Origin of the sequence: Actinopolymorpha sp. NPDC004070 (assembly GCF_040610475.1) — a bacterium.
Classification (GTDB): Bacteria; Actinomycetota; Actinomycetes; order Propionibacteriales; family Actinopolymorphaceae; genus Actinopolymorpha.
The window spans coordinates 123,477-150,117 of sequence record NZ_JBEXMJ010000012.1 but is presented as its reverse complement, the minus strand read 5'-3'; the positions used below and the strand labels follow the sequence as shown (position 1 = coordinate 150,117).

28 protein-coding genes are annotated in these 26,641 nt (G+C 70.2%); 10 read left to right on the top strand and 18 right to left on the bottom strand.

The features are described 5' to 3' along the window. Positions 1-66 precede the first annotated feature (66 nt). Both ABZV93_RS22135 and ABZV93_RS22130 read left to right on the top strand, forming a co-directional pair. Positions 67-951 carry an NYN domain-containing protein gene (locus tag ABZV93_RS22135; protein ID WP_354939153.1) on the top strand — a complete coding sequence of 295 codons (885 nt, stop codon included), beginning with the start codon at positions 67-69 and terminating at the stop codon, positions 949-951. A 176-nt stretch (positions 952-1,127) separates the two neighbouring features. Continuing rightward, the gene (locus ABZV93_RS22130) at positions 1,128-1,814 is read left to right on the top strand and encodes a hypothetical protein (protein ID WP_354939151.1); all 687 of its coding nucleotides are present in this window, start codon (positions 1,128-1,130) and stop codon (positions 1,812-1,814) included. Positions 1,815-1,965: 151 nt separating this feature from the next. On the opposite strand, the gene ABZV93_RS22125 is transcribed toward ABZV93_RS22130, so the two are convergent. The 5 genes from ABZV93_RS22125 to ABZV93_RS22105 all read right to left on the bottom strand — a co-directional run bounded on the left by ABZV93_RS22125 (position 1,966) and on the right by ABZV93_RS22105 (position 6,882). After that, a complete protein-coding gene (locus ABZV93_RS22125; protein ID WP_354939149.1) occupies positions 1,966-2,934 on the bottom strand; it encodes an aminoglycoside phosphotransferase family protein in 969 nt (322 codons plus the stop codon). Positions 2,935-3,105: 171 nt separating this feature from the next. Then, a complete protein-coding gene (locus ABZV93_RS22120) occupies positions 3,106-4,941 on the bottom strand; it encodes a glycoside hydrolase family 15 protein (protein WP_354939147.1) in 1,836 nt (611 codons plus the stop codon). A gap of 53 nt (positions 4,942-4,994) precedes the next feature. Next, a complete protein-coding gene (locus ABZV93_RS22115) occupies positions 4,995-6,056 on the bottom strand; it encodes a glucose 1-dehydrogenase (RefSeq protein WP_354939145.1) in 1,062 nt (353 codons plus the stop codon). Between the two features lie 311 nt (positions 6,057-6,367). Next, complete coding sequence (locus ABZV93_RS22110; RefSeq protein WP_354939143.1) at positions 6,368-6,619, bottom strand: type II toxin-antitoxin system RelE/ParE family toxin; 252 nt, start codon at positions 6,617-6,619, stop codon at positions 6,368-6,370. Continuing rightward, positions 6,616-6,882, bottom strand: a complete 267-nt coding sequence (locus tag ABZV93_RS22105) for a type II toxin-antitoxin system prevent-host-death family antitoxin (RefSeq protein WP_354939141.1) — start codon at positions 6,880-6,882, stop codon at positions 6,616-6,618. The genes ABZV93_RS22110 and ABZV93_RS22105 overlap by 4 nt, the downstream gene beginning before the upstream one ends. A 185-nt stretch (positions 6,883-7,067) precedes the next feature. Here ABZV93_RS22105 and ABZV93_RS22100 point away from each other — a divergent pair, with 185 nt between their 5' ends. Both ABZV93_RS22100 and ABZV93_RS22095 read left to right on the top strand, forming a co-directional pair. Further along, complete coding sequence (locus ABZV93_RS22100; RefSeq protein ID WP_354939139.1) at positions 7,068-8,000, top strand: DUF929 family protein; 933 nt, start codon at positions 7,068-7,070, stop codon at positions 7,998-8,000. Beyond that, positions 7,987-8,472, top strand: a complete 486-nt coding sequence (locus tag ABZV93_RS22095; protein ID WP_354939137.1) for a vitamin K epoxide reductase family protein — start codon at positions 7,987-7,989, stop codon at positions 8,470-8,472. The genes ABZV93_RS22100 and ABZV93_RS22095 overlap by 14 nt, the downstream gene beginning before the upstream one ends. A gap of 3 nt (positions 8,473-8,475) precedes the next feature. On the opposite strand, the gene ABZV93_RS22090 is transcribed toward ABZV93_RS22095, so the two are convergent. Next, positions 8,476-9,240: a DUF998 domain-containing protein gene (locus ABZV93_RS22090; RefSeq protein ID WP_354939135.1), complete on the bottom strand. Its 765-nt coding sequence runs from the start codon at positions 9,238-9,240 to the stop codon at positions 8,476-8,478. Positions 9,241-9,355: 115 nt separating this feature from the next. Between ABZV93_RS22090 and ABZV93_RS22085 the strand changes: the two genes are divergently transcribed. Beyond that, positions 9,356-10,117, top strand: coding sequence for a TetR/AcrR family transcriptional regulator (locus ABZV93_RS22085; RefSeq protein ID WP_354939133.1), 762 nt, complete (start codon positions 9,356-9,358; stop codon positions 10,115-10,117). Positions 10,118-10,123: 6 nt separating this feature from the next. Here ABZV93_RS22085 and ABZV93_RS22080 read toward each other — a convergent pair whose 3' ends face one another. The 4 genes from ABZV93_RS22080 to ABZV93_RS22065 form a co-directional block, all read right to left on the bottom strand. Next, the gene (locus tag ABZV93_RS22080) at positions 10,124-10,780 is read right to left on the bottom strand and encodes a dihydrofolate reductase family protein (protein WP_354939132.1); all 657 of its coding nucleotides are present in this window, start codon (positions 10,778-10,780) and stop codon (positions 10,124-10,126) included. A 57-nt stretch (positions 10,781-10,837) separates the two neighbouring features. Then, positions 10,838-11,854 (bottom strand): sigma-70 family RNA polymerase sigma factor, encoded by a 1,017-nt coding sequence (locus ABZV93_RS22075; protein ID WP_354939130.1) that lies wholly within the window; start codon positions 11,852-11,854, stop codon positions 10,838-10,840. A gap of 41 nt (positions 11,855-11,895) precedes the next feature. Continuing rightward, a complete protein-coding gene (locus ABZV93_RS22070) occupies positions 11,896-12,192 on the bottom strand; it encodes a YciI family protein (RefSeq protein ID WP_354939128.1) in 297 nt (98 codons plus the stop codon). Between the two features lie 112 nt (positions 12,193-12,304). Further along, positions 12,305-13,120, bottom strand: coding sequence for a phytanoyl-CoA dioxygenase family protein (locus ABZV93_RS22065; protein ID WP_354939126.1), 816 nt, complete (start codon positions 13,118-13,120; stop codon positions 12,305-12,307). 242 nt (positions 13,121-13,362) lie between these two features. Between ABZV93_RS22065 and ABZV93_RS22060 the strand changes: the two genes are divergently transcribed. Next, entirely contained in the window at positions 13,363-13,878 is a 516-nt protein-coding gene (locus tag ABZV93_RS22060) for a hypothetical protein (RefSeq protein WP_354939125.1), read from the top strand. Between the two features lie 168 nt (positions 13,879-14,046). Here ABZV93_RS22060 and ABZV93_RS22055 read toward each other — a convergent pair whose 3' ends face one another. Next, complete coding sequence (locus ABZV93_RS22055; protein WP_354939124.1) at positions 14,047-15,798, bottom strand: DUF6880 family protein; 1,752 nt, start codon at positions 15,796-15,798, stop codon at positions 14,047-14,049. Positions 15,799-16,033: 235 nt separating this feature from the next. On the opposite strand from ABZV93_RS22055, the gene ABZV93_RS22050 reads away from it, so the two are divergent. Together ABZV93_RS22050 and ABZV93_RS22045 are read left to right on the top strand one after the other, a co-directional pair. Further along, the gene (locus ABZV93_RS22050; protein WP_354939122.1) at positions 16,034-16,720 is read left to right on the top strand and encodes a DUF899 family protein; all 687 of its coding nucleotides are present in this window, start codon (positions 16,034-16,036) and stop codon (positions 16,718-16,720) included. Positions 16,721-16,794: 74 nt separating this feature from the next. After that, positions 16,795-17,436: a dihydrofolate reductase family protein gene (locus tag ABZV93_RS22045; RefSeq protein ID WP_354939120.1), complete on the top strand. Its 642-nt coding sequence runs from the start codon at positions 16,795-16,797 to the stop codon at positions 17,434-17,436. A gap of 7 nt (positions 17,437-17,443) precedes the next feature. Here ABZV93_RS22045 and ABZV93_RS22040 read toward each other — a convergent pair whose 3' ends face one another. Genes ABZV93_RS22040 through ABZV93_RS22020 form a run of 5 tightly spaced genes read right to left on the bottom strand, consistent with a single transcriptional unit; the run spans position 17,444 to position 22,344 of the window. Then, positions 17,444-18,394 carry a siderophore-interacting protein gene (locus ABZV93_RS22040; protein ID WP_354939118.1) on the bottom strand — a complete coding sequence of 317 codons (951 nt, stop codon included), beginning with the start codon at positions 18,392-18,394 and terminating at the stop codon, positions 17,444-17,446. After that, complete coding sequence (locus tag ABZV93_RS22035) at positions 18,391-19,206, bottom strand: ABC transporter ATP-binding protein (protein WP_354939116.1); 816 nt, start codon at positions 19,204-19,206, stop codon at positions 18,391-18,393. The genes ABZV93_RS22040 and ABZV93_RS22035 overlap by 4 nt, the downstream gene beginning before the upstream one ends. Beyond that, complete coding sequence (locus ABZV93_RS22030; protein WP_354939114.1) at positions 19,203-20,273, bottom strand: iron ABC transporter permease; 1,071 nt, start codon at positions 20,271-20,273, stop codon at positions 19,203-19,205. The genes ABZV93_RS22035 and ABZV93_RS22030 overlap by 4 nt, the downstream gene beginning before the upstream one ends. Next, positions 20,273-21,292, bottom strand: coding sequence for an iron ABC transporter permease (locus ABZV93_RS22025; RefSeq protein WP_354939112.1), 1,020 nt, complete (start codon positions 21,290-21,292; stop codon positions 20,273-20,275). The genes ABZV93_RS22030 and ABZV93_RS22025 overlap by 1 nt, the downstream gene beginning before the upstream one ends. Next, complete coding sequence (locus ABZV93_RS22020) at positions 21,289-22,344, bottom strand: iron-siderophore ABC transporter substrate-binding protein (RefSeq protein ID WP_354939110.1); 1,056 nt, start codon at positions 22,342-22,344, stop codon at positions 21,289-21,291. Before ABZV93_RS22020 ends, ABZV93_RS22025 begins: the two co-directional genes overlap by 4 nt. Before the next feature lie 236 nt (positions 22,345-22,580). Between ABZV93_RS22020 and ABZV93_RS22015 the strand changes: the two genes are divergently transcribed. Both ABZV93_RS22015 and ABZV93_RS22010 read left to right on the top strand, forming a co-directional pair. After that, complete coding sequence (locus tag ABZV93_RS22015) at positions 22,581-23,495, top strand: alpha/beta hydrolase (RefSeq protein ID WP_354939108.1); 915 nt, start codon at positions 22,581-22,583, stop codon at positions 23,493-23,495. 21 nt (positions 23,496-23,516) lie between these two features. Next, positions 23,517-24,365, top strand: a complete 849-nt coding sequence (locus ABZV93_RS22010; RefSeq protein WP_354939106.1) for an alpha/beta hydrolase — start codon at positions 23,517-23,519, stop codon at positions 24,363-24,365. Positions 24,366-24,396: 31 nt separating this feature from the next. On the opposite strand, the gene ABZV93_RS22005 is transcribed toward ABZV93_RS22010, so the two are convergent. Together ABZV93_RS22005 and ABZV93_RS22000 are read right to left on the bottom strand one after the other, a co-directional pair. After that, positions 24,397-24,951 (bottom strand): dihydrofolate reductase family protein, encoded by a 555-nt coding sequence (locus ABZV93_RS22005; RefSeq protein WP_354939104.1) that lies wholly within the window; start codon positions 24,949-24,951, stop codon positions 24,397-24,399. Between the two features lie 272 nt (positions 24,952-25,223). Further along, positions 25,224-26,612 (bottom strand): integrin alpha, encoded by a 1,389-nt coding sequence (locus ABZV93_RS22000; RefSeq protein ID WP_354939102.1) that lies wholly within the window; start codon positions 26,610-26,612, stop codon positions 25,224-25,226. Between the last annotated feature and the right edge of the window lie 29 nt (positions 26,613-26,641).

The following is a 26,641-nucleotide window of genomic DNA, read 5'->3' as shown; positions in this document are numbered from 1 at the left end:
CTGGTGCTGCGGGGCGGGGGCACCGTGCGGGAGACTGACAGCCCCGGACGAGGAGATCTACCGCTCATGACCGACGACAGCACCCGCCTCGCCGTCCTGATCGACGCCGACAACACCTCCTCGAAGCTGATCAAGGAGATGTTCGAGGAACTCGCCGGCTACGGGACCATCACCGTGAAGCGTGCCTACGGTGACTGGACCAATCCGCACCTGACCGGCTGGCGCGACGCGCTTCTCGGCAACGCCATCTCACCGCAGCAGCAGTTCGCCTACACCTACGGCAAGAACGCCACCGACTCGGCGCTGATCATCGACGCCATGGACCTGCTGTACTCCGGCAACGTCGAGGGCTTCGCGATCGTCTCCAGCGACAGCGACTTCACGCCGCTGGCCACCCGGCTGCGCGAGTCGGGCAAGCGCGTCATCGGTGTCGGCGGTCGCAAGACGCCGAAGGCCTTCGTGGAGGCGTGTGAGAAGTTCGTGTTCACCGAAGTTCTCTCCGGCGTCGCGACTCCACCCGAGACGGGGACCGGGACGACGACGGACGCGACGACCGAGTCGACGAAGGCCGACCAGCCGCGTCCGATCCAGAGTGTTCTGACCAAGGCACTGAACCGGGTCGACACCGATGACGACGACTGGGCTTCGCTCAGTGCGCTCGGCAACCACCTGAACCGCACCGACCCCGCGTTCGACGCGCGCAACTACGGGTTCGGCAAGCTGAGTGAACTCGTCAAGGCGCAACCGTTCCTGGAGACCAAGACGGTCGTCGGCGCGGGTGGGCGCGGCCGGCTGTGGCTGCGGTCGAAGGGGCGTCGCCCCGCCGAGGAGAAGCCGGCGACCGAAGTGGTGGAGAAGGCCGTCAAGAAGGCGGCCGCTGCGAAGAAGACCGCCAAGAAGACGGCGAAGAAGGCCGTGGCGAAGACCGCGAAGAAGACGTCGGGCCGGTAGGAGCAGCAGGAACGCCTGCTACGGAACGAGTTCGGGCACACGGTCGACGCGCGTGCTCAGCACGTCGAGGTCACGAGTGACGTGGTTGGCCACCGTGTACGGCAGAAGGCCGACGGCTAAGCACGCGATGGCGGCCGGAGTGCCGAAAGCCTCGGCGATGGTGAACGCGGTCGGCGGTGCGCCGGAACGCGTACCGGTTCGGAAGGACGGTTCGATGGACGACGACGAGGTACGGCCCGTGGGCGAGCCTGACCCCGCCCGAGGTCGCCGCGTTGCTGGACGGCATCTCCGTTCCCTGGTGGATCTTCGGCGGCTGGTCGATCGAGGCGTTCACCGGTCGCCCTCGCGAACACGAGGACATCGACATCGGGTTCTTCGGCTCCGACCTCCCGGCGGTGCTCGCGCACCTGCTCCCGCAGGTGTGCGTCTGGTCGAATCACGGCGGAACCCTGCGGCCGCTGCGTACTGCCGAGGAACTCCTCGACGGGTGCGAGCAGTTGTGGATGCGACGTGACGGCGCCAGCCCCTGGCTCGCCGACCTCGGGCTCACCCCGCACGACGGCACGACCTGGATCTCCAAGCGGGACGGACGAATCCGGATGCCGTTCGAGCAGGCCACCTTCGTGGCAGCCGACGGGATCCGCTACCTCCGGCCCGAGGTGTCGCTGCACATGAAGGCGAAACTCCAGCGGGACAAGGACGAGGCCGATCTCGCCGCCGCGCTGCCGCTCCTTGAGCCGGCCCACGTCGACTGGTTGCGCGGGACGATCACCCTCACCCAGCCGGACCACCCCTGGCTGTCCGTCCTCGACCAGCGCCGTTCCTCGATTCGGCGCGGTTCACCTCCGCACGTAGAGCCTTGAGCCTGAATGAGGGACCGGAACCAGATCCTTGAGTTCGTCGGGCCGAGGATTCCAGTCCCGATACGGCAGAGAGGCAAGTCGCCCAGCAATCCGGAACGTCCGGAAGATGTAGCGGCTCGTCGCCCTTCGCGGGGAGTCGTTTCGGTCGTCCTCAGTCGGTAGTCAGGGGAAGAGGGCCGCGTTCGAGAACGTCGGCGAGACGGCGGGCGGTGGCGGCGAGTGCCTCGTGGTTCTTGGTCCACACGTTCCAACCCAGGTGGGTGAAGCCGATGTGCAGCTCGTAGCAGTGGTGGCGAGTGGCGGCGTCGACCAGGGCGCCGGGTTCGGCTCGCACGGTCGGGGCCCGCAGCAGCCCGGACAGCGGGTCGGCGGCGGCGATCCCCGGATGCCAGGGCGCCCAGAAGCTGCACCAGGCGGCGTCGAAGAGGAAGTCGCCGCGGACCGAGCACTTCCACGACAGCACCGCCTCGACCCGGGTCGCATCCGGACTCACCAGCACGTTGCCGTGCAGGAGGTCACCGTGGATGAGGTCGCGGCGCTCCGGGCAGGCGTCCACGAGGGACTTCACTCGCTCGGTCACCGCCGCGGACAGCGCGGCCAGCTGCGCGTCCTCGGCCAGAGCGTCGGCCCATCCACTCACCAGCTTGTCCGGGTCGTCGGACAGGCCGGCAAGGAGGAACTCCCGCCAACTCCGGGTTGACGGGCCCGCCTGGTGCCAGACCACCGGGACGTCCGGCGGTGCCGGCACACGGTAGAGCGCGACGAGCAGACGGGTGAGGGTGGGACCGGTCGCGTCGGCAAGTTCGACCGGGGTGTCCTCGAGGAACCACCCGTATCGGTGCCGCACCGAGATCGCGTACGCCTGGCCGGACGCGGTGGTGCCCACCTCCCTGACCTCCGGCACCGGCAGGTCCGGGCCGGCGAACGTCATCGCGGTCCGGTCGGCCTCGTACCAGCTCGCGTCCGGACCGAAGCGGACCACCAGTTCCTCATTGCCCGCGCGGTAGGCCCACGCCGAGGACCACGCCCCACCGGACAGCGGCTCCAGGTCCTGCACGCCACCCGGCCGTGCGGCCAGGAACGCCTCGACCTCATCCTTGGTCAACTTCTCCGCACCCATCGCGCCAGTATCCGCCACGTTCTGGGAAGGGAGACAGGCAGGCACGGGCCTTTCGACGGAGGGCGCGAGTGACCGAGCAGGACGAGCGAACGCGCCTCGACCCGACCGAGCGGGTCGAGTTGCGCTTCTGCCTGGCTGACCGCAGGAGGTCCCCGGACCCAGCCGATTCCGTCAGGGGAGGTTCAGGGTGTGGTGCGGCTCGGATGCGGTCGCGAGGGCGCCGGCCGGGTCGCCGAGGTGCCGGGCGCTGTTGACCAGACCGACCATGCTGAAGGCCTGAGGCGTGTTGCCCAACTGCCGGCCCGTGCGGGGGTCGTACTCCTCGCTGAGCAGCCCCACGTCGTTGCGCAGCGACAGCAGACGCTCGAACAGCTGTCGCGCCTCGTCCTGGCGGCCCAGAGCGTGCAGGGCGTCGACGAGCCAGAAGCTGCACGCGAGGAACACTCCCTCGCTGCCCGCCAGACCGTCGACGTTCTCGTGACCCGGGTCGTAGCGGAGCACGAAACCGTCCACGCTGAGTTCACGTACGACAGCGTCGACCGTGCCGGCGACCCGCTTGTCCGTCCAGGGCAGGAAGCCGGTACGGGGGATGAGCAGGAGCGCCGCGTCGAGTCCGCTGGAGCCGTAGTACTGCGTGAACGTGTTGCGTTCGGCGTCGAAACCGTGCCGGCACACCTCGGCGTGCACCTCGTCCCTGAGGGCACGCCACTTGTCGACCGGCCCGTCCAGATGGTGGCGTTCGACCGCCTTGATCGCCCGGTCGAAGCCGGTCCAGGCCATCACCTTGGAGTGGACGAAGTGCCGGCGTGGCCCGCGTACCTCCCACAGGCTGTTGTCGGGCTCGCGCCAGTTGCCCTCGAGATAGTCGAGCAGCGCGCGCTGCAGATCCCACGCGTCGTCGGTAGCGCCGATACGGGTCTCCCGGGTCAGGTGCAGTCCGTCGAGGACCTCGCCCCACACGTCGAGCTGGAACTGGTCGGCGGCCGCGTTGCCGACCCGGACCGGCGAGGAGCCGTCGAACCCCTTCAGCCAGTCCAGGGTGTACTCGGGCAGGCGGCGGGTGCCGTCCAGTCCGTACATGATGCGCAGGTCGGCGGGGTCGCCGGCCGCAGCACGGAGCAGCCAGTCGCGCCAGGCGGTCGCCTCCTTGACGAACCCGGCGCCGAGCAGGGCCTGCAGGGTGAAGGTGGCGTCGCGAAGCCAGCAGTACCTGTAGTCCCAGTTGCGCTCGCCGCCGAGTTGCTCGGGCAGCGAGGTCGTGGCCGCGGCCAGGATGCCGCCGGTCGGTGCGTACGTCAGCGCCTTCAGGACGATCAGCGCCCGGCGGACCTCGCTCGACCACTGCCCGTCGTACCGGCACTGCTCGATCCAGCCGGTCCAGAAGGCCTCGGTCTCCGCCAGCGCACGTTCGGGATCGATCGGGGCCGGAGGTGAGTGATGGGACGGCTTGTACGTCAGGACGAACGGAACCCGCTGCCCGGCCTGGACGGTGAACTCGCTGTGGGTGGTCAGGTCCCGCCCGTGCAGCGGAACGTCCGTACGCAGCCAGAGCGCGTCCGGGCCGGCGACGGCACACAGCCCGGACTCCTCGCGGCGTACCCACGGGACGATGTGCCCGTAGTCGAAGCGGATCCGTAGCTGCATGGTCATCGGCACCGTGCCGGACACGCCCTCGACGATGCGGACGATGTCGGCAGCGTGGCCCCGGGGCGGCATGAAGTCGATGACGCGGACCGTGCCGGACGGGGTGTCCCACTGCGTTTCCAGGACCAGCGTGTCGCCGCGATAGCGACGAGACGTCGCCCGCCCGGAATCGTCGCCGCCGCTGCCGCCGTCGGCCGGCGCGATCCGCCAGTGGCCGGCCTGCTCGTCGTGCAGGAGTGCCGCGAAGCAGGCCGATGAGTCGAACCTGGGCAGACACGCCCAGTCGACGGAGCCGTCGAGACCGACCAGCGCGGCCGTCTGCAGGTCGCCGATCATGGCGTAGCTCTCGATCGAAGTCCGCACGACCGATCCTTTCCGCGACGACGGAGGTGAGGCTGTGGCGGGAGTGTAGGCCGTCAGAGTGTGAGAACGACCTTGATGTCGTCGGGCTCCGGCGTGAGCGCCTCACTGAACCGCTCCAGCGGGACCCGGCGGCTGACCAGGCGGTTCAGCCAGTCCAGATCCGCGGCGGCGAGCGCCGACGCGGCGGCGGCGTAGTGGCGGAGGTTGGCGTTCACCGAGCCGATCACCACGTCGTTCTCCAGCACCATGCTCCGGTTGGTGGCCCCGGCGTCGATGGTCAGCCGGCGCCCGGCTGCGGACACACCCGTGAGGCAGACGATGCCGTACGGCGCGGTGGCGGCCATGGCGTCGAAGACCACCTCGCCGACGCCGGTCGCCTCGATCACCACGTCCGGCTGCACCTTGGCCGCCACGTCGCCGATCGGGTCGGAGTGATACTCCGCGCCAAGCGCCCTGACCGCGTCGGGTTTCGGCCCGGCCTTCACCAGGTCGGCGACATGGACGTCAAGACCGCGTTGCTTCGCCAGAAGGGCCGCGAGGAGGCCGATGGGACCCGCCCCGGTGACCAGCGCCCGCTGGGGTTCGAACCACGACCGCGCACCGACCCGGTCGACCTGGTCCCACGCCTTGGCCACCACGCTGGTCGGCTCCACGAGGTTGCCGACCGACTCCAGCCGAGCGTCCACCCGGACCGCGTAGTCGGTCTCCACCGTCCACAGCTCGCTGGCGTACCCGTCGAGTTCCTTGATGCCGCGCTCGGTGTACTCGCCGTTGCGGCACATGTCGAACTCGCCCCTGGCACAGGCCCCACAGGGCACCGGGTCAGGGCGCCGGACGACCCCGGCGACGAGATCTCCCTCTGCGAACGCGCTTCCGGCCGGCGCACTCAGAACCCGGCCGAGCGACTCGTGGCCGAGCACCAGCCGGGACGCGCCCGGGGGCGCCCAGCCGTAGTGGCCGCCGATGATCTCCCGGTCCGTGCCGCAGATCCCGATCCCCAGCCCGCGTACGAGCAACTCGCCGTCGCCCGGCGACGGATCAGGCAGCTCCTCCACCGACACCGGGATCGAGTTGCCCTTGCCGGTGGCGCCTGGCTGGACGGTGAGTGCGCGCATCTGGCTGACTCCAAGTCGACTGGGGTTCGCATGGGCGACGAGGACAACGTACGTCCACTCCCCCGGCAACCGACCCTCGCCCACGTCTCGTCACGACCACAGGCCTGCGCAGCAAAAGCCTTGTTCAAGAGCCCGGGCTGCCCTGCCGCCCACATGGCCTCGGAGGCAGATTCGGCCTCGACGCGCGCCGCATGCCGACGCAACGGTCCTTCAAAGTTGATACACCAGACGAGCGGCTAGAGGTACAGGACAACTTCGCGTCGAGGAGCCCTGTGCACGCACCCGCGCTTGCGCTGATCGCTACTGCTGACTTACTCGACGACCAGTCCGATGTGTTCGATGTGAATGATGTGCTTCTCCGGGTCGATGCGGTACAGCACCCGCAACCGTCCGGCCCGGTAGCGCCTGTGCTCGGTGCCCCAGGCCAGCGATCCCGGAGGGCGGGAGTCGGTCTCCAGCAGGCGTGCGGCTTCGATGAGAGCATCAAGTGCCTCCGGGGCGTCCTTGAGGTGTCCCGCAGCCGTGTCGAGCGCGCCAGGCTCCCAGATAACTTCCCAGGTCACTCGCCGTCTCTCCCGGCCGCTTTTGTGAGCCTGGCGATAGCTTCGTCGTTCGGGACCGGCTTCTCAGCCAAGCCGCGGGCGCGCTTGAGTTCCAAGCGGGCGATAGCGAGGGAGTCTTCGAGATCTTCGAGCTCGGCGGGCGAGATGAGAACGGCGGTGGGTACGCCGCGGTCGGTGAGCGTGATGTGCTCGTGCTGAGCAGCGCGTCGGGCAAGTTCGCCGATCAGACCGCGGGCCTCAGCGATGGGATATGTGGATGCCATTCACCTAGTGTACTTCTACATTACAGTTTTGCTCGGTCGAGTACTGATCCGAACGCCGCGGTGGTGCGTGCCGGAGGGCAGGAGGCCGCTTCGGCCCGAGGTCGGGGTGGGATAGTGCTCCGTGGCACCCCGGTCACCGGTGCCGACATCGAGGACGCGGGTACGCATCGAGGACGCAGGACGCCATGACCGGAAGTGAGCGTGCGATGGCGAGGCCGAAGGGACAGCAGCACGGAGACGGGGAGCGGTCCACGCGCACGAAGGTGGCGGCGCTCCGGGCGGAGCAGGCACGCCAGGCCCGGCGTCGCCGGCTGGCGGTCGTGGGCGCCGCGGTGGCAGTGGTGCTGGTGGTGATCGCCGCGATCGTCGGGATCTACCTGACCAGGGGTGGCGGCGGCAGCACCCAGCAGGCCGGCGGGAGCGGCGCTCAGCCGTCGGTGGAGAAGGCGGTGGCGAGCGTCCCGGCCACGACCCTGGCCGCGGTCGGCAAGGGCAGCGTCAAGCAGTGGCCGCAGGCGGTGAAGGCGAAGCCGGTCACCGAGGGCGGTAAGCCGAAGGTGCTCTACGTCGGGGCGGAGTACTGCCCCTACTGCGCGGCCGAGCGCTGGTCGATGGTGGTGGCGCTGAGCAGGTTCGGCAGCTTCGCCAACCTCGGTACGACACACTCCGCCTCGCAGGACGTCTACCCCAACACCGCGACGTTCAGCTTCCACGGCGCGAGCTACTCCAGCCGCTACCTCAGCTTCGTCGGCAGGGAGCTCACCACCAACCAGCGCAGCGGAAACGGCTACACCCCGCTGGACAAGCTGACGCCGGCCGAGCAGAAGCAGATCGACCAGGTCACAGGCGGCGGCCAACTGTCGTTCCCGACCGTGGACTTCGGCGGCCGCTACCTGGTGTCCGGCGCGCAGTACGACCCCTCGGTCCTGCAGGGCAAGACGATGGCCGAGATCGCCTCCGCACTGAAGGACCCGAACGATCCGATCGCCAAGGCCGTCGACGGTTCGGCCAACACCATCACCGCGACCCTGTGCAAGCTGACCGGAAACCAGCCCGGCAACGTCTGCGGGACGAGCACCGTCAAGCAACTGCAGAGGCAGCTCGATGCGGCAAGCTGACCGCCCCGCCTGGGCGGCGCCGGTGTCGCTGGTGTTGTGTCTCGCCGGGCTGGGCCTGTCCGCCTACCTGACGTACGCCCACTTCACCAGCGCGAGCGCACTGGCCTGTCCCGACAGCGGAACCGTCAACTGCATCAAGGTGACGACCAGCCCGCAGTCGATGCTGGCGGGTGTCGTCTCGGTCGCCGTCGCGGGCCTGGCGTACTTCATCGGGATGGCAGTGCTCTGCCTGCCGGTGGCCTGGCGGTCGGGGTCTGCGCTGGTGCGCTGGGCCCGGCTCGCCGGCGGCGTCGTCGGCGTCGCGATGGTGTGTTACCTGATCTACGTCGAACTCCTCGTCGTGGGCGCGGTCTGCCTGTACTGCACCGCCGTCCACGTGGTGACGTTCCTGCTGTTCGTCGCCATCCTCACCGCCGACGTCGCGTCGATCGGGCGTACGGACGCGGAGGAGCTGGCCCAGGAACTCCCGTAGGACTTACCTGTCCTGGCCGTCGGCGAGGCGACCGCGCCGCGCGAGGTCGGCGTCCTCCCTCTCGCGATCGATCCGGCGCGTGAGCCTGTACAGGTCCACCGCGACGGCCGTGAGCCATGCGTAGCTGATGATCACCGCGAGCGTAAAGACGATGTTGACAGCGCTGTTGCCTGCTCCGCTGGCGATCCCGGCAAAGGCGCTGGTGAAGAGGACGCCGACCAGGACGGAGACGGCAGCGGCACGCCGGTCCGAGCGCCGGGCGTAGATGCGGGCGACCAGGAAGCAGGTGGCGATCAGGCAGGCGAACCCGATCGAGCCGCACAGCAGGTGCAGGAGGCCGTGCGGGCTCGGCTGCGCCGGCCGGCCCGCCGGCGTACCGAGGGGGAAGCCGTCCGCCGCGTCCGCGCGAAACACGCCGGCGCCGACCAGTGCCGTGCCGTATGCGGTGAGCAGCGCGCCCACCCACCGGCGACCTCTCGTCGTCGGGGGGAGCGCCCGCCATGCCCCGATGCCGCCGACGATCGTCATGAGACCGGTCAGCACGAGATTCGCGCACTGGATCCAGCCGTGGTGCCCGACGGCGAGCAGGCTCCACTCGTGCCGGGAGAGGTCGAACCCCGGCCGGACCAACGCCTGGGCCAACGAGACGACGACATAGAAGGGCCCGGCCAGGGCGAGGTAGCCGAGCATGCTCCGCGTCACGTTGCTCGACGCGGGCCCACAGCTCTTCGACGGGTCTGTCACCGCAGGCAGATCGACGGTCGACATTGGCACTCCTCACACTCCACTTCGAAGCCGGACCACTGAGAACTGGACGGTACAGTACCGCTCTCGAAACTAGACTGTCCAGTACTATGACTCGACCGACACCCGAGGAGGCCCAGTGACGACCGACAGCCCACCGACCGGGGACGCGACGGCAACCGGCTCCGACGGTCGAGTCCCGACGGGCCGATCCGCACGCAAGCGCCAGGCCATAGCGGACGTGGCGCTCGCCCTGTTCCTGCGCAACGGCTACCGGGACACCAGCATGGATCAGGTCGCCGCCGACGCCGGGGTCTCCAAACAGACCGTGTACAAGCACTTCGCCGACAAGGAACGCCTGTTCACCGACATCGTGCTCGGCGTGACTCGCAACTCCGACCAGATCGTCGCGGAGTTGACCGCGACCCTCGATGCGGACCGGGTCGAGTCCGCGGACGACCTCGCAACCGCCATGGAACGCCTCGCTCGCGCCTATCTGGAGGCCGTACTCCAACCACATGTCCTGGCACTACGGCGTTTGATCATCGCCGAGGCCGAGCGGTTTCCCGAACTCGCTCGGCGCTACTACGAGAGCGCCCCGGCGAGGGGCATCAGCACCATCGCCGACGCCCTGCAGACCTTCGCGGACCGAGGCCTGATCACCGCGGGCGACGTCCTGTTGGCTGCAGGGCAGTTCGCCTACCTCGCGCTCGGCATCGTCCAGGACAAGGCTCACTTCTGCCCTGCCGAGCCGCCCAGCCCGGCCGAACGCGACGCGATCGCCGCCGCGGCGGCCCGGGTGTTTCTCGCCGCCTACCGAAACGACGCCGCGCCGCGCCGGTCGGGCAGGACCGGTCCCTCGGCAGGTAAGCCGAAGACCGGGCGCTCTCGGTCCCGGTGAGGTGTCCTAGGACGCGCCTCGGGCAGCGAGGCGTTCGCGCCGGGCGAGTTCGGCGTCCGTCGGCACCTCGAAATCCATTTCCCCGATCAGGATCTCCCCGTCTCGGACGTAGATGTTGATCATCACCCCGGTCTTCGAGACCCAGCGGTCGGTGAGCTTCAGCGCAGCCGGAAGCGTGCCACCGTCGAAGAGGCGTTTGCCGGAGCCCAGGACGACGGGAAAGATCCACGTCCGGAACTCGTCGACCAGGTCGTGCCGCAGCAGCGTCTGGATCAGCCCGGGACTGCCGTGCACCTGGATCTCGGGCCCGTCCTCGCGCTTCAGTTTCCCGACGTACTCCGCGACGTCTCCCTCGATCAGCGTCGAGTTGTTCCACTCGAGCTGATCGAGCGTCGTGGAGGCGACGTACTTGCGGGTGCTGTTGAGGTGGTCGGCGACCGGCCCCTGGTCGTAGGGCCAGTGCGCGGCGAACATCTCGTAGGTTCCGCGGCCGAGCAGCAGTTCGTACGACGTCTGCGGCGCGCGGTTCATCATCTCCTCGTCGAAGTACGTCACCGCCCAGCCGCCCTTGGTGAAGCCGCCGGTCGGATCCTCGTGTGGCCCGCCGGCTGCCTGCATGACTCCGTCCAGCGAGACGAACGCCGAAACGGCGAGAGTTCTCATCGGTTTCTCCTTCGGGTAGAGGGCCTTCACCCTCTACAACGAGCCCCGTCGGAGAACTCATCGGTCCAGCGTCAGCGGCAGCCCGAACATCACGAAGTACGCAGAACCGTCGAAGGACGTGATCTCGGCAACCTGGCCGTCCTCGATCCTCAGCACGTCGACCGCCAGCGGCCGGTAGACCGTCTCCCCCGGCGCCAGCAGGTAGTGGGCGGCGCCCAGCTGGCGGTTCGCTCGGACAGGAACACTGCGCAGCCTCCCGAACGCCGGGGTGAAAGCCTGGGTTGACGCAGCCATGATCGCGGCGCGTCCCGCGTACCAGGTCGGGTGCGGCGGCATCGTCAGGCGTGCGTCCTCGCGCAACAACGCCGCGAGCGCGTTGGCGTCGGAGCTCTCGTGCGCCTCGACGTAGCGGCGCAGCAACTCCCGCTCCTCGGCTGTCGGCGACGATGTCGTACGCCAGTTCGTCCGCTCTCCGAGGTGCTGCCGAAGAGTCGTCCGGGCACGCTGCAGGGCGCTGTTCGCCGACGCGACGGTGGTGTCCAGAAGCGACGCCGTTTCCTTGGCGGGCCAGCCCAGGACGTCGCGGAGGATGAGCGTGGCGCGCTGGCGAGGCGGCAGGTGCTGGATCGCTGCGATGAAGGTGAGCTCGATCGTCTCCCGGGCGACCACGACAGCGCCCGGCTCCTCCTCGGCCGGCGCGGTGACCTGGTCCAGCAACGGGTCCGGGTACGGCTGCAACCACGGCAGGTCCGTGGGCGGCGCGGGCGGCACGGTCGGGTCCGCGGGTGGTGCGACATCGGGCGGCAGCACCCTGCGCGAGCGGGACCGGAGAGCGTCGAGACACACGTTCGTCGCGATCCGGTAGAGCCATGCCCGGAACGAGAAGCGCCCGTCCGCACCGAAGGTCTCCCGGCTTCGCCAGGCGCGCAGGAAGGTCTCCTGCACAAGGTCCTCGGCGTCCTCCAGCGACCCGAGCATCCGGTAGCAGTGGACCTGCAGCTCACCGCGGTGGCGTTCGGAGAGCGCGGCGAACCCGGGCTCGTCCCGAAGGTCCGGCTGCTCGGCTGAGCTCATCGGTCAGGCCACGTCTCCGCTGGAGGTGATGGCACGAGGGGTCAGGAGCGGCGCGTGATCGCGTCCGGCATCGGGTAGACGTCGACCGGGCCCAGGCCGGCCATGACGGCCGGGTCGGACGCACGGATGGCCTGTACCTGTTCGGGGGTCTCCGCCTCGACGACGGCGACCCCCCAGAAGCCGGCCGGGTCCGCGACCGGTCCGAACGCCACCGCGGTGCCCTTGTCCGCGAGGGCCTGCCAGTAGGCGACGTGTTCGCGCATGACCGCCGCCTCGGCCTCGGTCATGGTGGAAGGGAAGTCCGGCCGGGGCACGAACCTGTAGAGGAAGTAACTCATGCGTACCTCAGCTACCACCGATCGCCGGGAGCTGTCCAGCACACCGGCTCACGTCGCCGGGTGAGGGATTCGCCGATGTGACGCACACCCCGCAGGCCCGAGGCCCGGGAACTCACTCGGTCGGGAACGCCTGGTCCCCCTCGCGCCGCTCCCGGTTCCCCGCGACCATGAGACCCGGGCGTCCGAGGGACTGCCCCGCGGTCTGGCGGTTGTGCGGGTGGCGGTAACCCATCCGGACCAGCCGCCGAGGCTTCGACGAACGGTTGACGTCGGACCCGTGCACGGTGTTGATCGTCATCAGGACGACGTCACCGGCCTTCGCCGGGACCGCCACCGTGTCGGCCAGGCGGTACTTGTCCATCGGCAGGTGCGGCGAACACGGCCCGTCGGCGGTCTCGGTGATGTGCTGCAGCGCCCCACCCTGGTGCGAGCCCTCCAGGAACCGGATCTCGCCGTTCTCGCTGTTCGTGTCGTCCAGGTGCAGGAGTACGTCGATGAACCGGCCGTCGTCGTGCTTGTAGAACGGGTGGTCCTGGTGCATCGGGAACGGCATCCCGGTCTCGGGCACCTTCACGTGCATCGTCGTGTGGTGGAACTCCACGTCCGGCCCGAGCAGCTTCACCAGCACCCCGACGAGGTTCGGGTTGGAGATCGCCCGCAACCAGGGGGCCGAGTAGTACTGCAGGTCGTGCATGCCGGCGAACTTGCCGGCCCGCTCGGTCTCCTCGTCCATGTACGCCTGCCGCCACGGCCCGGTCCACTCCGAGTCACGGTTGGCCCACTCGACGATCAGCCGGTCCAGCTCCCGCTTCAGCTCGGCGGTCTCCTCGGGGCTGAACACCTGGGCGACCCGCAGGTAACCCCGCTCCCAGAAGAACTCCGCATCGGTGTCTGCGAGCACCTGTCCCTGCCCGACGGTCGCGGTCATGACGACGCCTCCAGTAGTTCGTGCGCGAACCCGACCCACAGCCTCCCACAGGCAGCGTCGCGAACGCTGCCCTGGCAGGCGATCACGACCATATGTGGCTATGTGTTGACCGCGGCGCGAACGGCAGTAACTTCAAGAAACAGTCGGAGGCCGGCCGCATCCTCAGTACGCCAGTACGCCGCCGAAGCCCCCGCCCCCGCGGAAGCCGGAGGGCAGCAATGAAACACGAACACGACACCAGGATGGCGGACTCTTCGTTGGCGGTTCGGGGGACGGTGATCAGCGCGGGGGACATCAGCGTCACCGTCCGCAGCGCGCTCAGGCGCCTTCGTGCGGACAACGACGGGGATCGGCAGAAGGCGGTCCACGCCGGTCTCGACGAGCTGGTCTCCCGGGAGGCGCTCACCAGGGACGAGGCCAAGGAGCTCTCGGCCATCTTCGACCTCTTCTTCGCCTCCCCGGATGGCACCGACCCCAAGCTGGTCAGGCGAGTGCAGGCGTTCTACCAGGGCCTCGTGCTCGACCAGGGTTCGAGCCCGGCCGCGGTCGCCGTGGCCAGCGTGCTGAACTCGCTGGTCTCCAAGCGCCCCGCGGACGGTGACCAGCCGGCACCGAGGTCGTTGAAGGCGGGCGACGCGGTGTTCGGCGGTACGGGGGCGCTGGTCGGCGCCGGAATCGGGTTCGGGTTCGGGGGGCCCATCGGGGCCGGGATCGGGGCCGCGGTCGGTGGGGCGATCGGCGTCTGCATCGAGGACTGACACACCGCGCTTCGTTCGTACGCGATCGAACGCCGCTCAGCGGTCGTGCCAGCGGAGGTCGCGGACCACCGCCCGGTGGTCGGACGGGAAGACGCCGTTGACGGCCTCGCCCGCGATGACGGCCGACTCGACGTAGCCACCCAGTGGGTCGGCGGCGCCGGGTCGCGGTCAGGGCAGGCCGGCGCGGTCGAGTTCCTCGCGGAGGGCGCGCTTGGCCTTGTGGGTCGTACGCAGGGCACGCAGGTGCGCGTCGGACTCGTCGACGTGACCGCTGCGCTCGGCCGCAGCGCGCGCCTCCACCAGGAGACCGGCCGCCTCCTGGTAGGAACGCCGATCCTTCTTCTCGATCTCCAGGTCCGCGGCAGCCCGGAACACCTGGATCGCGTCGCCAGGATGGCCCTCCGCGCGAGCCCGGGCCAGCTGCAGCCACAGCTCGATCCGGCAGCCGCCCGTGACGGCCGCGTCCCACGCGCTGTCGACGTCGCGTTCCCACAGCAGGACCTCGACGAGCGTCGAATGCCCGTAGCCGTCGGAGAACGGCGGATGGTCGTCGCGCTGCCCGGCGGCAGGCCTGGCGCGCAGCACGCTCAGGGCCCGGTCGCGCCAACGGGCGAACCTCTTTCCCGCCACCTTCCGCAAAGCGATGTAGGCGTCCACGCTGGGGCGTTCGGCGAAGTTGTCCCACAGCAGGCCCTGCGCGGTGGCCCGATCCCCTGTGTTCACACGACATTCGGCGGCCAGCGCACGCAGCCGGGGATCCGGCGGGAAGTCCGACAGGCCACGGTCGAGCCACTCCAGTGCCTCGGTGTCCCGGCCGTCCTCGTGCAGGCGTTCGGCGATCCGGAGAATGTCGTACGCACCGGTGATGTCTCGGGAGAGTACGTCGATCAACGCGTCCGTTCCGCCCTCGCACTCGGCGAGGCGTTCCATCAGGTACGTGACGACGAACCTGTGGCCGCCGTGGTCGCCGGCCTGCTTGGGCGGCAGGGAGTTCCACGCGTCCTGGACGAGTTCGCGGTATCTCGCCATCCCGGTGGGCCCGAGCACCGCAACGTAGTCGGGCACGGCGGTGAGGAACACTTCGCAATCGCTGCGAAGAGCGCGCTCGGCGAGGAACTCGGCCAGCGTCACCGGGTCAGGAGCGGACGCCGAGCACGCGTCGAGATGAATTCCTTCCGCCCGCTCGATGGCCAGCCGCAGCCCGCCGTCGGAGTCGTCGACCATGCCGGCTGCCGCTTCCAGCAACTCCAGCGCGTACGCAGCCAGTCCCCTCGCCGCGTCCGGAAAGCCCTCCCCGACCAGCTTGGCCACCTCGGTCAGCACCTCGTCGACGGCCCAGAAGTACTCCCCCGCCTCGCGGTAGTCGACGTAGTAGCCGGCGTCGATCGCCTGCTCCAGGCGGCTGCGAAGGTGGGCGTCGTCGAACGCCTCACCGGCGTCGACACCGGCAGCGACCTCCAGCCGTGCACGCAGCAACGGGTCGTTGCCGGCGGCTCGCAGCAACTCCTCCACCAGCCACGGCCCCTCCTGGCGGAGCAGGAAGTTGCGCAACCGGCGGTCGCGCCCGCCCCGGCTCTTCGCGCCGGCCTTGCTCCTGCCGGCGTTCTGTTTCCGGTCGGCCGTCCCGTTGCTCACGGGTGAAGCATCGACCGGAGCACCCGCGCTGTCCAGCCAGGCCAGCGCCGCCGCGACGCAGTGTTTGCAGAAGAAGCCCTCGGCCCCGAAGGGGCAGTTGCACCGGCCTTCCAGGCCGACCGGGGTCAGGTCGAGCCGTACGCGGTAGGCGCGCCCGCCATCGACGATCGCGGACACGGCCACGCCGTCGACCGTCAGCTCCCGAACCCGGCCCGCCAGGTAGTAGTCCCGGCCGCGCTGGAACGACCCGGGGTCGGCCGCCGCGCTGACCATCGGTTCACTCACCGAGATCGCCACCATGCCGGTCGATCATGCCACCCGGCCCGCACACGCCGATCACCGGGTAGCACATAAGGTAGCGATTCGACTACTTTCCGGAACTGCGCGGAACGCCGGATGAGCCGCCACGAGCGCTCCGACGGTTTCCACGGCGTCCGTCCGATGAGTTCGGCGGCCGGACCCGGTCTACAACCCCGAGCCACAGGACCGTGGACACGAACGAAGATCGATGGGGAGCCACATGACAGCCACCGCACTACCGAAGATCGTCGACGCCGAGACCTGGCAGCGCCACCTCGACGAGCTACGCGTCCGGGAGAAGGCAGCGACCCGGGAGCTCGACGCGATCGCCGCGCAGCGCCGCCACCTGCCGGCGGTCCAGATGCCCGACTACACCCTGGAGGGCGAGGAGGGTCCGGTCCGGCTCGCCGACGTCTTCGACGGCAAGTCGCAGCTGATCGTCTACAACCACATGTGGTTCCCGGGCGAGGAGTGGCAGTGCCCCGGCTGCACCGGGTTCACCTCGCAGTTCACCCGGCTGGAGTTCCTGGACAACTACGACGCCCGTTTCGTGATCGTCACCCAGGGCCCGATCGACGAGGCGCTCGCCTACAAGCGGCGGGTCGGAAACCAGATGACGTGGTACTCCACCGCCAACAGCACGTTCGGTGAGGACGTCGGCGCGCCGGCCGGTGGCGGTTTCGCTGTCAACGTGTTCTTGCGTGACGGCGACACGGTCTACCGCACCTGGCACACCAACGGCCGGGGCACCGAGCAGTTGAGCCACACCTTCGGCCTGATCGATCTTCTGCCGTACGGCCGGCAGGAGGAGTGGCAGGACTCGCCCGACGGCTGGCCGAAGTCGCCCACCTACAGCCGATGGAACGGCTCACAGGACATCGCCGCGGCCTACGGCCCGAAGGACTGAGCGCGTCGCAGGCGGGGCCGACCACGGCCGGCCGGCCCTGCGGCGAGTACGCGCCCGCGAGGAGGAGCAGGCGAATGAGCAAGGTGACAAGCGACCTCTCGATCTCGGCCGACGGTTACTCGGCCGGGCCGAACCAGACCGAGCAGCGCCCGTTCGGTGACGACGGCGGGGACGGCTGGGGGAGCAAGCTGCACGCCTGCATGTTCGAGACGCCTGAGGAGGACCGGGCCGGCGGTGACGCGAACGTGCAGGCGGCCGCTGCCCAGACCGCAGTGGCCGCGCCCGGCGCGTTCGTCATGGGGCGCAACATGTTCGGCCCCGTTCGCGGCGAGTGGGATCGGGAGTGGAAGGGCTGGTGGGGCGACGACCCGCCGTTCCACGTCCCGGTCTTCGTACTCACCCACCACCCGCGCGACCCACAACCGATGGACGGCGGTACGACGTACTTCTTCGTCACCGACGGAATCGAGTCCGCACTGAAGCAGGCGCGGGAGGCCGCCGGAAACCGTGACGTGTCGATCCAGGGCGGGGCGAGCACGATCAACCAGTACCTCGCCGCCGGCCTGATCGACGAGCTGCGACTGCACGTCGTGCCGGTGACCCTCGGCGCCGGCACGCGGCTCTTCGAGGGCGTCCCGCCGCTGAATCTCCAGCAGCTGGAGTCACCGCCGCCGAAGAGTTCGGTCACGCACCTGACCTACCGCGTGCTGCACTGACCGGCGGTCAGCCGCGCATCGCGACACCGTGCCGCCAGTAGCCCATGAACGCCACCTGCCGGCGGTCGAGGCCGGCCTCCTCGACCAGGCATCGTCGCAACGTGGTGACCACCTTCGACTCCCCCGCGATCCAGGCGTAGAGGCCGTCACGTGCTCCGGCGCCGGTCCCCGGGCCACTCATCGGCTCGATCGGCTCGCCGGAGGAGGAGTACGTCGGGGTCTCCCACAGGTCGGGTGACACCTGGCGGTCGTCGATCAGGTCGTCCGTCGGGTCGAGCTCGAGATGACGGCGTACGGCAGCGACCTGGCGTCGGCCGTGCGGCGCGCCGTCGCGGGGCAGCCAGACCACGTTGATCTTGGCGGGGACGGGGACGTCCAGCACGTCGCCGGACTCGGGGACCTCGAGGAAGGCCGCGCCGCCGAAGTCCGCGTCCAGTGCGGCCAGGATGCCGCACGCCGCCGGCACCGCGGTCTCGTCCGCCACGAGAAGCACCTCACGAAGTCCACCGGGGGCGAACTCGATGCCGCCGAAACGCTCACCCCGCCGTGGTCCGATCAGCAGCAACCGGTCGCCGGCGCGGGCCCTCGTCGCCCAGCACGAGCCGGGCCCGGAGTCACCATGCAGCACGAAGTCGACCACCACCCGCGCGTCGCGGCCCGCGCCGCGCACTTCGCGGACGGTGTAGGTGCGCAGGTGCCCGCGCTCGGCGTCGGGGAGGTTCAGCCAGGCGGCGTACCACGACTCCTCACCGGCAAGGTTGGGCAGTGCCCCGCGCGGACCGGGGAAGATCAGCTTGATGCGCTGGTCGTACAGCTCCCCCTGTACCCCGAATTCGGCCAGCTCCGGGCCTGCCAGCTCCACCCGCACGAAGCTCGGGGACAGGCGTTCGACACGTACCGCCTCCACCTCGGTGAGGATGATGGGCAGGGGGCGGGTGCGTCCGGTGGTTGCCGTCATCGCGTCTCCTGGTGGTGGCGGCCGATCGGGACGACCAGCGGCGTGTGCGACACCGGGTCGGTGACGACCCGGCTGGCCAGGCCGAAGATCTTCCGTACGTTGTCCTCGGTGACCACGTCAGCGGGTGCACCCTCCGCGAGCACCCGGCCCTGGCGCAGCGCGACGAGGTTGTGCGCGTACCGCGTGGCGAGGTTCAGGTCGTGCAGCACCATCACGATCGTGGCGCCGCGACGCTGGTTGAGGTCGGCGAGCAGGTCGAGCATCTCCACCTGGTGGGCGACGTCGAGGTAGGTCGTCGGCTCGTCGAGGAGCAGCAGGTCGGTCTCCTGGGCGAGCGCCATCGCGATCCAGGTGCGCTGCCGCTGACCTCCGGACAGTTCGTCGACCACCCGTTCGGCGAGGTCGACGGTGCCGGTGAGGGTCATCGCCTCCACGACCGCGCGCTCGTCGGCCGCGGACCACCGGCCGAGGAGGCCCTGGTGGGGATGCCGGCCTCGGGAGACCAGATCCACGACGGTCACACCCTCCGGGGGCACCGGCCACTGCGGAAGCAGTCCGAGGGTTCGGGCCACCGCCTTGGTCGGCAGGTGGTGGATGGCGGCACCGTCGAGGAGGACCGAACCTCCGCTCGGCCTGATCAGCCGGGCCATGCCGCGGAGCAAGGTGGACTTGCCACAGGCGTTGGGGCCGACGACGGCGGTCACCTGACGGTCAGGGATCCGTACGGAAAGCCGCTCCACGACCGTCCGGTCGCCGTACCCGAGCGTGACGTCCTCCGCCCGCAGGCGAACAGACGGAACCGCGGTGCTCACTGCGCTCTCCTTCCGGTACGGCCACTGGCCAGCAGCCAGAGCAGGAACGGCGCGCCGAGGGCGCCGGTGACGACCCCGACGGGGAAGTTGATGTCGGCGAGCAGGTAGTCGGCCACGTAGTCGGCGGCCACCACAATGGTGGCGCCGGTGAGGGCCGCTCCCGGCAACGTCGTACGCCCGGCGTTGAGCGCCCGGGCGATGGGACCGGCGAGGAACGCGACGAAGGCCACCGGCCCGGCCGCCGCCACGCCGCACGCAGTCAGCACCACCGCGACCACGAGCAACAGGTCGGAACGGCTGCCGGGCACACCGAGTCCGGCGGCGGTGTCCTCGCCGAGTTCGAGTGCCCGCATCCCCCGCCCGAGCCAGCCGGCCGTCGGCAGCAGGAGGACGAGCAGCACCGCCAGGACGGCGATGGTGGGCCAGGCGGCGCTGCTGACGGAACCGGTCAGCCAGCGCAGCACCACCTGTGCGTCGTACTCGTCGGCGCGGGTGAAGACGTACTGGATCACCGACTGCAGCGCGGCGGCCGTACACACCCCAACAACGACCAGCCGGTAGCCGCCGGCCTTCCCGGCCTTCCCGGCCACCGAGCGGACCAGGACGGAGACGCCGACGGCGCCGGCGACCGCGGCCAGGGAGACGGCGGGGCCGCCGAGCCCCAGGATCACGATCGCGACCACGGCGGCCGCGCTCGCTCCGGCGCTCACGCCGATGACGTCCGGGCTCGCGAGCGGATTCCGCAGGATGGTCTGGAAGATCGCTCCGCCGGTGCCGAACGCCGTACCCACCAGCACCGCGAGGACCGCCCGCGGCAGCTTGCTCTCCATCAGGATGTAGGTGGCACCGGGGATGTCCGTGCCGGTCAGGATGTGGAAGAAGTCCGGGATCGTGATCGTGAAGTCGCCCAGCAGGACCCGGGCAGCGAACGCGAGCAGCAGCAGCCCGGCCAGCCCGCTGACGACCACGCGCTGCCGGCGCCGGGGGATCCGCCGGGCCCGGCGTACTGCCTGGGTGGCGGTCTCGCCGGCGGTCCTCGTCACGGCACAGGTGCCGGCCTGCGTCATCACAGCCCGCCCATCCGTCCGCGGCGCAGCAGCACCACAAAGACGGGCACACCGACGACGGCCGTCATGATGCCGACCTGCACCTCGGTCGGTGGGAGGACGACCCGGCCCACGGTGTCCGCGAGGCCCACGAGGAGCGCGCCGCCGACGGCGCTGAGCGGAACGACCCGCGCGTGCCGTGGCCCGGTCACCGCTCGGACCGCGTGCGGCACGATCAGGCCCACGAAGGCGATCGGCCCGGCCAGCGCGGTGGCGGTGCCGGCCAGTAGCACGATGGCCAGCCCCAGCACGAGTTTGTCCAGCCAGACGCGCCGGCCGAGCCCCCGGGCCAGGTCGCTGCCGAGGACCAGCGTGTCGAGCATCCGGATGCCGGCGAACGCCAGCACCAGACCGGCCACGAGGAACGGCAGGCCGGCGGCCAGCACGTCGAACCCCCGCCCGCCGACGGTGCCCACCTGCCACAGCCGGAATGACTCCATCGTCTTCCGGTCGACGAGCAGTACGCCGGACGTCCAACTGCTCACCGCGGCGGTGACCGCCGCGCCCGCGACGGCGAGTTTCAGCGGGCCGGCCCCGTCGCGGCCCAGGGACGCGACCACGTGCACCACGACGGCGGCGGCCGCCGCACCGCCGAATGCGAACCAGAGGTACTGGTGCACCTGCGAGAGGCCGAGGTAGGAGATCGCCAGCACCATGGCGAAGCTCGCCCCCGCGTTGACGCCGAGAATCCCCGGGTCGGCCAGCGGATTGCGGGTCAGCCCCTGCATGCAGGCGCCGGCCACACCGAGTGCCGCGCCCACCGCGAACGCGAGCACGGTGCGTTCCAGCCGGGCCTGGTAGACCGCGTGCAGCGGGTGAGCCGGGTCGAGGACAGCCGCCCACGAGAGCCCGCTCGACCCCACCAGCACGGACGCCGCGAACACGCCGGCCGCTACTGCGGAAATCCCGACAGCGGCAGCCAGGGCGCCCCGCCCCGACACCCGCGGACGCGGCCGGCTCGTGGCCAGGACCTGCGTCACGATCGGTCGGCTGCCTTCGCGACGTGCGGCACGAAGTGCTCGATGACGTACGGAATCGACAGCGGGGTCGGGTTGGTCACCGCCAGGCTGACGTGCTTGTCGGCTTCGGCGTAGGCGCGGCCGTCGGCGATCGCCGGAATCTTGCCGATCAGCTTGTCGTCGATGAACGTCTTCAGGTCGCTCGGGTTCTCCGACCAGGTGAGCAGGACGTCGGACTTCAGCTGCGGCGCGCGCTCCGCCGACACCGTTCCGTAGAACTGGCCCGGCTTGATGGCCGTGGCCACCGCCGGCGCGTCCACCAGGCCGAGGTCGTGCATGAACGACACCCGGGGGTCCTGCGGCGCGTAGATCCCGACCTGGGACAGGTCGGTTGTGGTGAGGTAGGCGAAGATCAGCGACGTTCCCTTGAGCTGCGGGTACTTCGCCCGCGCGTCCTGGATGCGCCGCTCGGTCGCCGCCGTCACCTTGTCGGCGGCCTCACTGCGCCCGAGCGCCTTGCCGACCAGCTTCAACGACGTACGCCACGGTGTGGTCCAGGCGGCCTTGGGGTAGGCCACCACCGGAGCGATCTTGCTCAGCTTGTCGTACTGCGCCCTCGTCAGGCCGGAGTTGGTGGCCAGGATGACGTCCGGGCGCAGCGTGGCGATCTCCTCCGCGGGCGGGCCGTCGGAGTCGTCGTACCTCACCGGGGCCTTCGTGCCGGCGCTCTTCAGGGTGGCGTCGAACCAGTCCGACGAGCCGGCCTTGTTGCCGCCCCAGGTCAGCTTCGTCGCCCCCACCGGGGCGACCCCCAGCGCGAGCGCGTTGTCCTGGTCGCTCCACCCGAGAGTGGCGACTCGCTTCGGCTCCCTCTCGATCGTGGTCTCGCCGAAGGCGTGCCTGATCGTCACCGGGAACGACTCGGCCGCGGCCGTGCCGGCCTTGGTGTCGGCCTTGGTGTCGGTGTCCGCGGCCCGGGTCTGCCCACCGCCGGACGTCGGCCCGGTCGAGCAACCGGTCAGGGCCAGTGCGGTGGCGGCAGCGATGCCGGCGAGGAGGCGACGTCTCGACATGTGGTGATCCCGTCTCGAGTGGGACGAACGCGACTTAGGTTAGCCTAACCTTCAGTTGGACGCTTCTCGGGGACGTCGGGTACCGGCACCGCATTCCGGCTTTTTCACCACGATCCGGCACCAGACCGGGCGGCGTCGGTCCGCATGCCGTCGGGCGTCCCGCTCCCCAATCGGGGCACGGATCCACGGACCAAGGCCCCTCCGACCACCAGTCACGCCGCGCGACGCTGAGCGTGATGATTGCCTCGTGCCGCGCCGACCGGAAGGAACCGGACCACAGGAGCCGACGCCGCGGCCGGCGTCTGGCTCCGGTCGTCCTGCTCGCCACGCTGGCGGTCCTGTTCACCACAGCGGCGTGCGGCCGGATCGCCGAGTACGCGTCGACCTCAAGGGCGCGGCCCGCGGCCGCGCCATCTGCGTGTGCCGCCAAGCCGACCGTCGTCCTCGTGCACGGCGCCTGGGCGAACGAGTCGAGCTGGAGCGGTGAGGTCCGGCGCCTGCAGCAGGCGGGACAGACCGTACGAGCGGTCACCAACCCGCTGAACGGCCTGGACTCCGACGCCGCCAGTGTCGCCGCCTTCCTGAAGACGGTCTCCGGGCCGATCGTCCTGGTCGGCCATTCCTACGGCGGCTCGGTCATCACCAACGCCGCGGCCGGCAACCCCCACGTGAGGGCGCTGGTGTACGTCGACGCGGCCGCGCCGGCGCCCGGCCAGTCGACCGGACAGCTCAGCGGCAAAGGGTCCGCACTCGCGGGACCGCCGGGGAGTCTGTACGACACGGTGCCGCGCACCAAGGACCCCGGTGGCGCCACCCGGCTCTACCTGAAGGAGAACGTGTTCCGCCGGTCGTTCGGCCAGGACCTGCCCGCGTCGACGGCGAACGTCCTGTGGGCGGCGCAGCGACCGGCGGCGATGAAGGCGTTCACCACACCGTCTTCCGCCGCGGCGTGGAAGAAGATCCCTTCCTGGTACGTCATCGGGACCGCCGACAAGATCATCACCCCGCAGTCGCAACAGGCGATGGCGCGGCGTGCACACGCACGGATCACCTACGTGCAGGGCGGTTCGCACCTCACCCTCGTATCCCACCCGCAGGCCGTGACCCGACAGATTCTGGCGGCGGTCGACTCGACGTGCGCGCGCAGATGACACATCGGACCGGGAGGAGCCATGGGCACGATCACCACCACCGACGGCACGCAGATCTACTACAAGGACTGGGGATCCGGGCCGCCCATGGTCTTCAGTCACGGCTGGCCGCTGACCGCGGACGCGTGGGACGACCAGCTGATGTTCATGGCCTCGCACGGCTACCGCGTGATCGCCCACGACCGGCGCGGCCACGGCCGTTCGTCGCAGCCGTGGAACGGCAACGACATGGACACCTACGCCGACGACCTCGCCCAGCTGATGGAGGCGCTCGACCTCAACGGCGCGGTCATGGTGGGTCACTCCACCGGTGGTGGCGAGGTGACCCGTTACACCGGCCGCCACGGCACGGGCCGGGTGGCCAAGGCCGTGCTCGTCAGTGCGGTGCCGCCGCTGATGCTCAAGACGCCGGACAACCCCAAGGGCACGCCGATGGAGGTGTTCGACGAGATCCGGGCCGCGGTGACCGCCGACCACTCGCAGTACTGGAAGGACCTCAGCGCTCCCTTCTACGGCGCGAACCGGCGCGGATCCACGGTGTCGCAGGGCGTGCGGGACGCGTTCTGGCTGATGAGCATGACGGTCGGGCTCAAGGCGGCTTACGACTGCGTGAAGGCATTCTCCGAGACGGACTTCACCGACGACCTGCGCCGCATGGACGTGCCCACGCTCATCGTGCAGGGCGACGACGACCAGATCGTTCCCATCGACGCGTCCGGCCGACGCTCCGCCGAGATCCTCGCGGACGCGACGCTGAAGGTCTACCCGGGCGCTCCGCACGGGCTCACCGCCACTCACAAGGACCAGCTGAACGCCGACCTGCTGGAGTTCGCCGGCGTACCGGTCCCGTCCCAGCGCGGCCGGTGGTAGCCAGGTCGGCGATCGGGATGGCGGCGGCCGGTCAGCCGAGCGCGTAGTGGAGGTGGACGACTCCGCTGCCGAAGCGATGCTCGTCCAGGAGCTCGAGCGGCACGTGTACGCCGTCGGGCAAGGCCCGCTTGCCTCCTCCGACGACCACCGGATTGAGGAACAGATGGAGCTCGTCGACCAGGCCCGCGGCGATCGCCTGGGCAGCGAGTTCGGCTCCTCCGATCGAGAGGTCGCGGCTCGAGGCTTCCTTGAGTGCACGGACCGCCGCGGGTTCGAAGTCGCGCTCGATCCGGGTCCGTGCGCTCGACGCGCCCTGGAGCGTACGCGAGTACACGACCTTCTCGGCCGCCCGCCAGATCTTCGTGTAGTCCTGCGCAACCTCCGGTTGACGGCTGGTGTCCACGGTCTCCCAGTACACCATCGTGTCGTACATCCTGCGTCCGTACAGATAGGTGCCGATGGGCCGCTCGAGGTCGTTGACGTACGCGTGCACCTCCTCGTCGGGAGCGGCCCACTCGAAGCGACCGCCCGTGTCCTCGACGTATCCGTCGAGCGACGCGAGCGCGGAGTAGATCAGCTTGGCCATGTGAGTTCTCCTTGTCCGCAGAGGGAAGCGCGGCACCATTCATACCCGACGGCGCCGACAGAGCCCTCTCAGAGCACGCGACGCAGGCCGGGGACCGGCGGACCGGGCCGGCGAGCGCGAAGCCGGCAGGCACCGCGACGAGTGCGGCGAGGACGAACTTCACCGCCGTCGGCAGGTCGACCGCGCTGAGGGCGTAGGCCGTCGCGGTCACCACGAACGCGTGGATCACGTACACCGTGAACACGTGTCCGGACAGGTACCGGCGCACCGGCTCAGCCGAGGCGGGAGTCCAGCGCGGCGCCGTAACCGTCACCACTCTCGGGACTTCCGGTCACCTGCTTCCAGATCGCGGCGCCGTGGCTGACGACCACGACGGCACCGGCGCCGCCGTCCTCGCCCGGCGCCCCGACCATGATGCGCGGACTCCAGTCGCCCCCGGCCCCGTTGCCCGCGAGCAGACTGGAGCCGAAGCGGTCACCGGTCTCCTCGATCCCGGCCGTACTCGCCTGCGTCAGCGAGCCGCCGCCACCCCAGATCTCATTCACCATGCCGGCGTCGCGGATCGTGCCGAGGTCCTCGCCCGGCGCCCCGACGAGCACCACGTCGACGTCGGAGTCCTCACTCGGTGGGTAGGACGCGAGCGCCGCGCCGAACCGGTCGCCCGCCTCCGCCGAACCCGCGACCGGTCCGCCCGGGCCGGTGGTGTCCTGCGTGTAGGCCGGACCCGGCTCGGCGGGAATGCCGTCCTCGTCGGTGTCGCCGAAGGTGTCGACCATCCCGGCGTCGGTCAGGCTGCCGAGGTCCTCGCCGGGCACTCCGATCCACAGGCCGCTCGGAGCTCCGTAGGTCAGCGCGCTGCCGAAGCCGTCACCCGCCTCGGCCGCACCCGGCATGCCCGGGGTGTTCTGGCTGATCCGGGTGTACGCCGGGACCCCCGGATCGGTGCGTACGTAGACGACGCCGGCGCCCTTCGCGCCGTCGACCGTCCTGCCCGGAGCGGCAAGCGCGCCGGGTCCCTGGACCGCGGCGCCGAGCCGGTCACCAGCCTGTGCGGAGCTGCCGAGCTCGGGGGAGTTCTCGGTGAGCAGAGTGCCGGCGACGGTCGGGTCGGCGGACTGGGTGAGGGAGATGATCGCGACCGCCCCCGCGTCGGTGGCGCCGCTGACGTCCCAGCGGGGCGCACCGACGGTCAGGGCGCGCGGTGTCGTACTCGAGCCTTCCGACCACGACAGCGCCGAGCCGAACGCCGCACCGGGCTGGGACTGGCCGGGCATCCCGCCGCTGCCCAGCGTCAGGACCTTCCACGGACGCAGCCCGGTCGACGAACCCCGGTAGAGGTAGACGGCTCCGGCGTCGGCGGCGGTACCCACGTCGCGACCGGGCGCACCCACCACCAGGTCGGAGACCGAGTCGCCGTCCACGTCGAGCACCGCGACGGCCGTACCGAAACGGTCGCCGGCGTGGTAGCCGGACGGGTAGAGGATCTGGTGACGGCCGTCGGCGTACCGCACCTCGACCGCACCGGCGTCCGGCTGGGCGCCCAGATCCTCACCCGGGATGCCGATCGCGGCGATCGGGGGCGGCGCGAGCGCGAGCGCCGGCGCAACGGGTGCGACGACGGAGAGAGCAGCGGCGAGAACGACGACTGGAACCGCTCGCATCGGAACTCCTGCTGGGGACGACGTGCTCG

What these genes read in the sequence shown, in the direction of transcription:
- ABZV93_RS22135 (WP_354939153.1), top strand. Translation starts at nt 67, where the DNA reads ATGACCGACGACAGCACCCGCCTCGCCGTCCTGATCGACGCCGACAAC.
- ABZV93_RS22125 (WP_354939149.1), bottom strand. Translation starts at nt 2,934, where the DNA reads ATGGGTGCGGAGAAGTTGACCAAGGATGAGGTCGAGGCGTTCCTGGCC.
- ABZV93_RS22115 (WP_354939145.1), bottom strand. Translation starts at nt 6,056, where the DNA reads ATGCGCGCACTCACCGTCCAGCCAGGCGCCACCGGCAAGGGCAACTCG.
- ABZV93_RS22105 (WP_354939141.1), bottom strand. Translation starts at nt 6,882, where the DNA reads ATGGCATCCACATATCCCATCGCTGAGGCCCGCGGTCTGATCGGCGAA.
- ABZV93_RS22100 (WP_354939139.1), top strand. Translation starts at nt 7,068, where the DNA reads ATGACCGGAAGTGAGCGTGCGATGGCGAGGCCGAAGGGACAGCAGCAC.
- ABZV93_RS22095 (WP_354939137.1), top strand. Translation starts at nt 7,987, where the DNA reads ATGCGGCAAGCTGACCGCCCCGCCTGGGCGGCGCCGGTGTCGCTGGTG.
- ABZV93_RS22090 (WP_354939135.1), bottom strand. Translation starts at nt 9,240, where the DNA reads ATGTCGACCGTCGATCTGCCTGCGGTGACAGACCCGTCGAAGAGCTGT.
- ABZV93_RS22080 (WP_354939132.1), bottom strand. Translation starts at nt 10,780, where the DNA reads ATGAGAACTCTCGCCGTTTCGGCGTTCGTCTCGCTGGACGGAGTCATG.
- ABZV93_RS22075 (WP_354939130.1), bottom strand. Translation starts at nt 11,854, where the DNA reads ATGAGCTCAGCCGAGCAGCCGGACCTTCGGGACGAGCCCGGGTTCGCC.
- ABZV93_RS22070 (WP_354939128.1), bottom strand. Translation starts at nt 12,192, where the DNA reads ATGAGTTACTTCCTCTACAGGTTCGTGCCCCGGCCGGACTTCCCTTCC.
- ABZV93_RS22065 (WP_354939126.1), bottom strand. Translation starts at nt 13,120, where the DNA reads ATGACCGCGACCGTCGGGCAGGGACAGGTGCTCGCAGACACCGATGCG.
- ABZV93_RS22060 (WP_354939125.1), top strand. Translation starts at nt 13,363, where the DNA reads ATGGCGGACTCTTCGTTGGCGGTTCGGGGGACGGTGATCAGCGCGGGG.
- ABZV93_RS22050 (WP_354939122.1), top strand. Translation starts at nt 16,034, where the DNA reads ATGACAGCCACCGCACTACCGAAGATCGTCGACGCCGAGACCTGGCAG.
- ABZV93_RS22045 (WP_354939120.1), top strand. Translation starts at nt 16,795, where the DNA reads ATGAGCAAGGTGACAAGCGACCTCTCGATCTCGGCCGACGGTTACTCG.
- ABZV93_RS22040 (WP_354939118.1), bottom strand. Translation starts at nt 18,394, where the DNA reads ATGACGGCAACCACCGGACGCACCCGCCCCCTGCCCATCATCCTCACC.
- ABZV93_RS22030 (WP_354939114.1), bottom strand. Translation starts at nt 20,273, where the DNA reads ATGACGCAGGCCGGCACCTGTGCCGTGACGAGGACCGCCGGCGAGACC.
- ABZV93_RS22020 (WP_354939110.1), bottom strand. Translation starts at nt 22,344, where the DNA reads ATGTCGAGACGTCGCCTCCTCGCCGGCATCGCTGCCGCCACCGCACTG.
- ABZV93_RS22015 (WP_354939108.1), top strand. Translation starts at nt 22,581, where the DNA reads ATGATTGCCTCGTGCCGCGCCGACCGGAAGGAACCGGACCACAGGAGC.
- ABZV93_RS22010 (WP_354939106.1), top strand. Translation starts at nt 23,517, where the DNA reads ATGGGCACGATCACCACCACCGACGGCACGCAGATCTACTACAAGGAC.
- ABZV93_RS22005 (WP_354939104.1), bottom strand. Translation starts at nt 24,951, where the DNA reads ATGGCCAAGCTGATCTACTCCGCGCTCGCGTCGCTCGACGGATACGTC.
- ABZV93_RS22000 (WP_354939102.1), bottom strand. Translation starts at nt 26,612, where the DNA reads ATGCGAGCGGTTCCAGTCGTCGTTCTCGCCGCTGCTCTCTCCGTCGTC.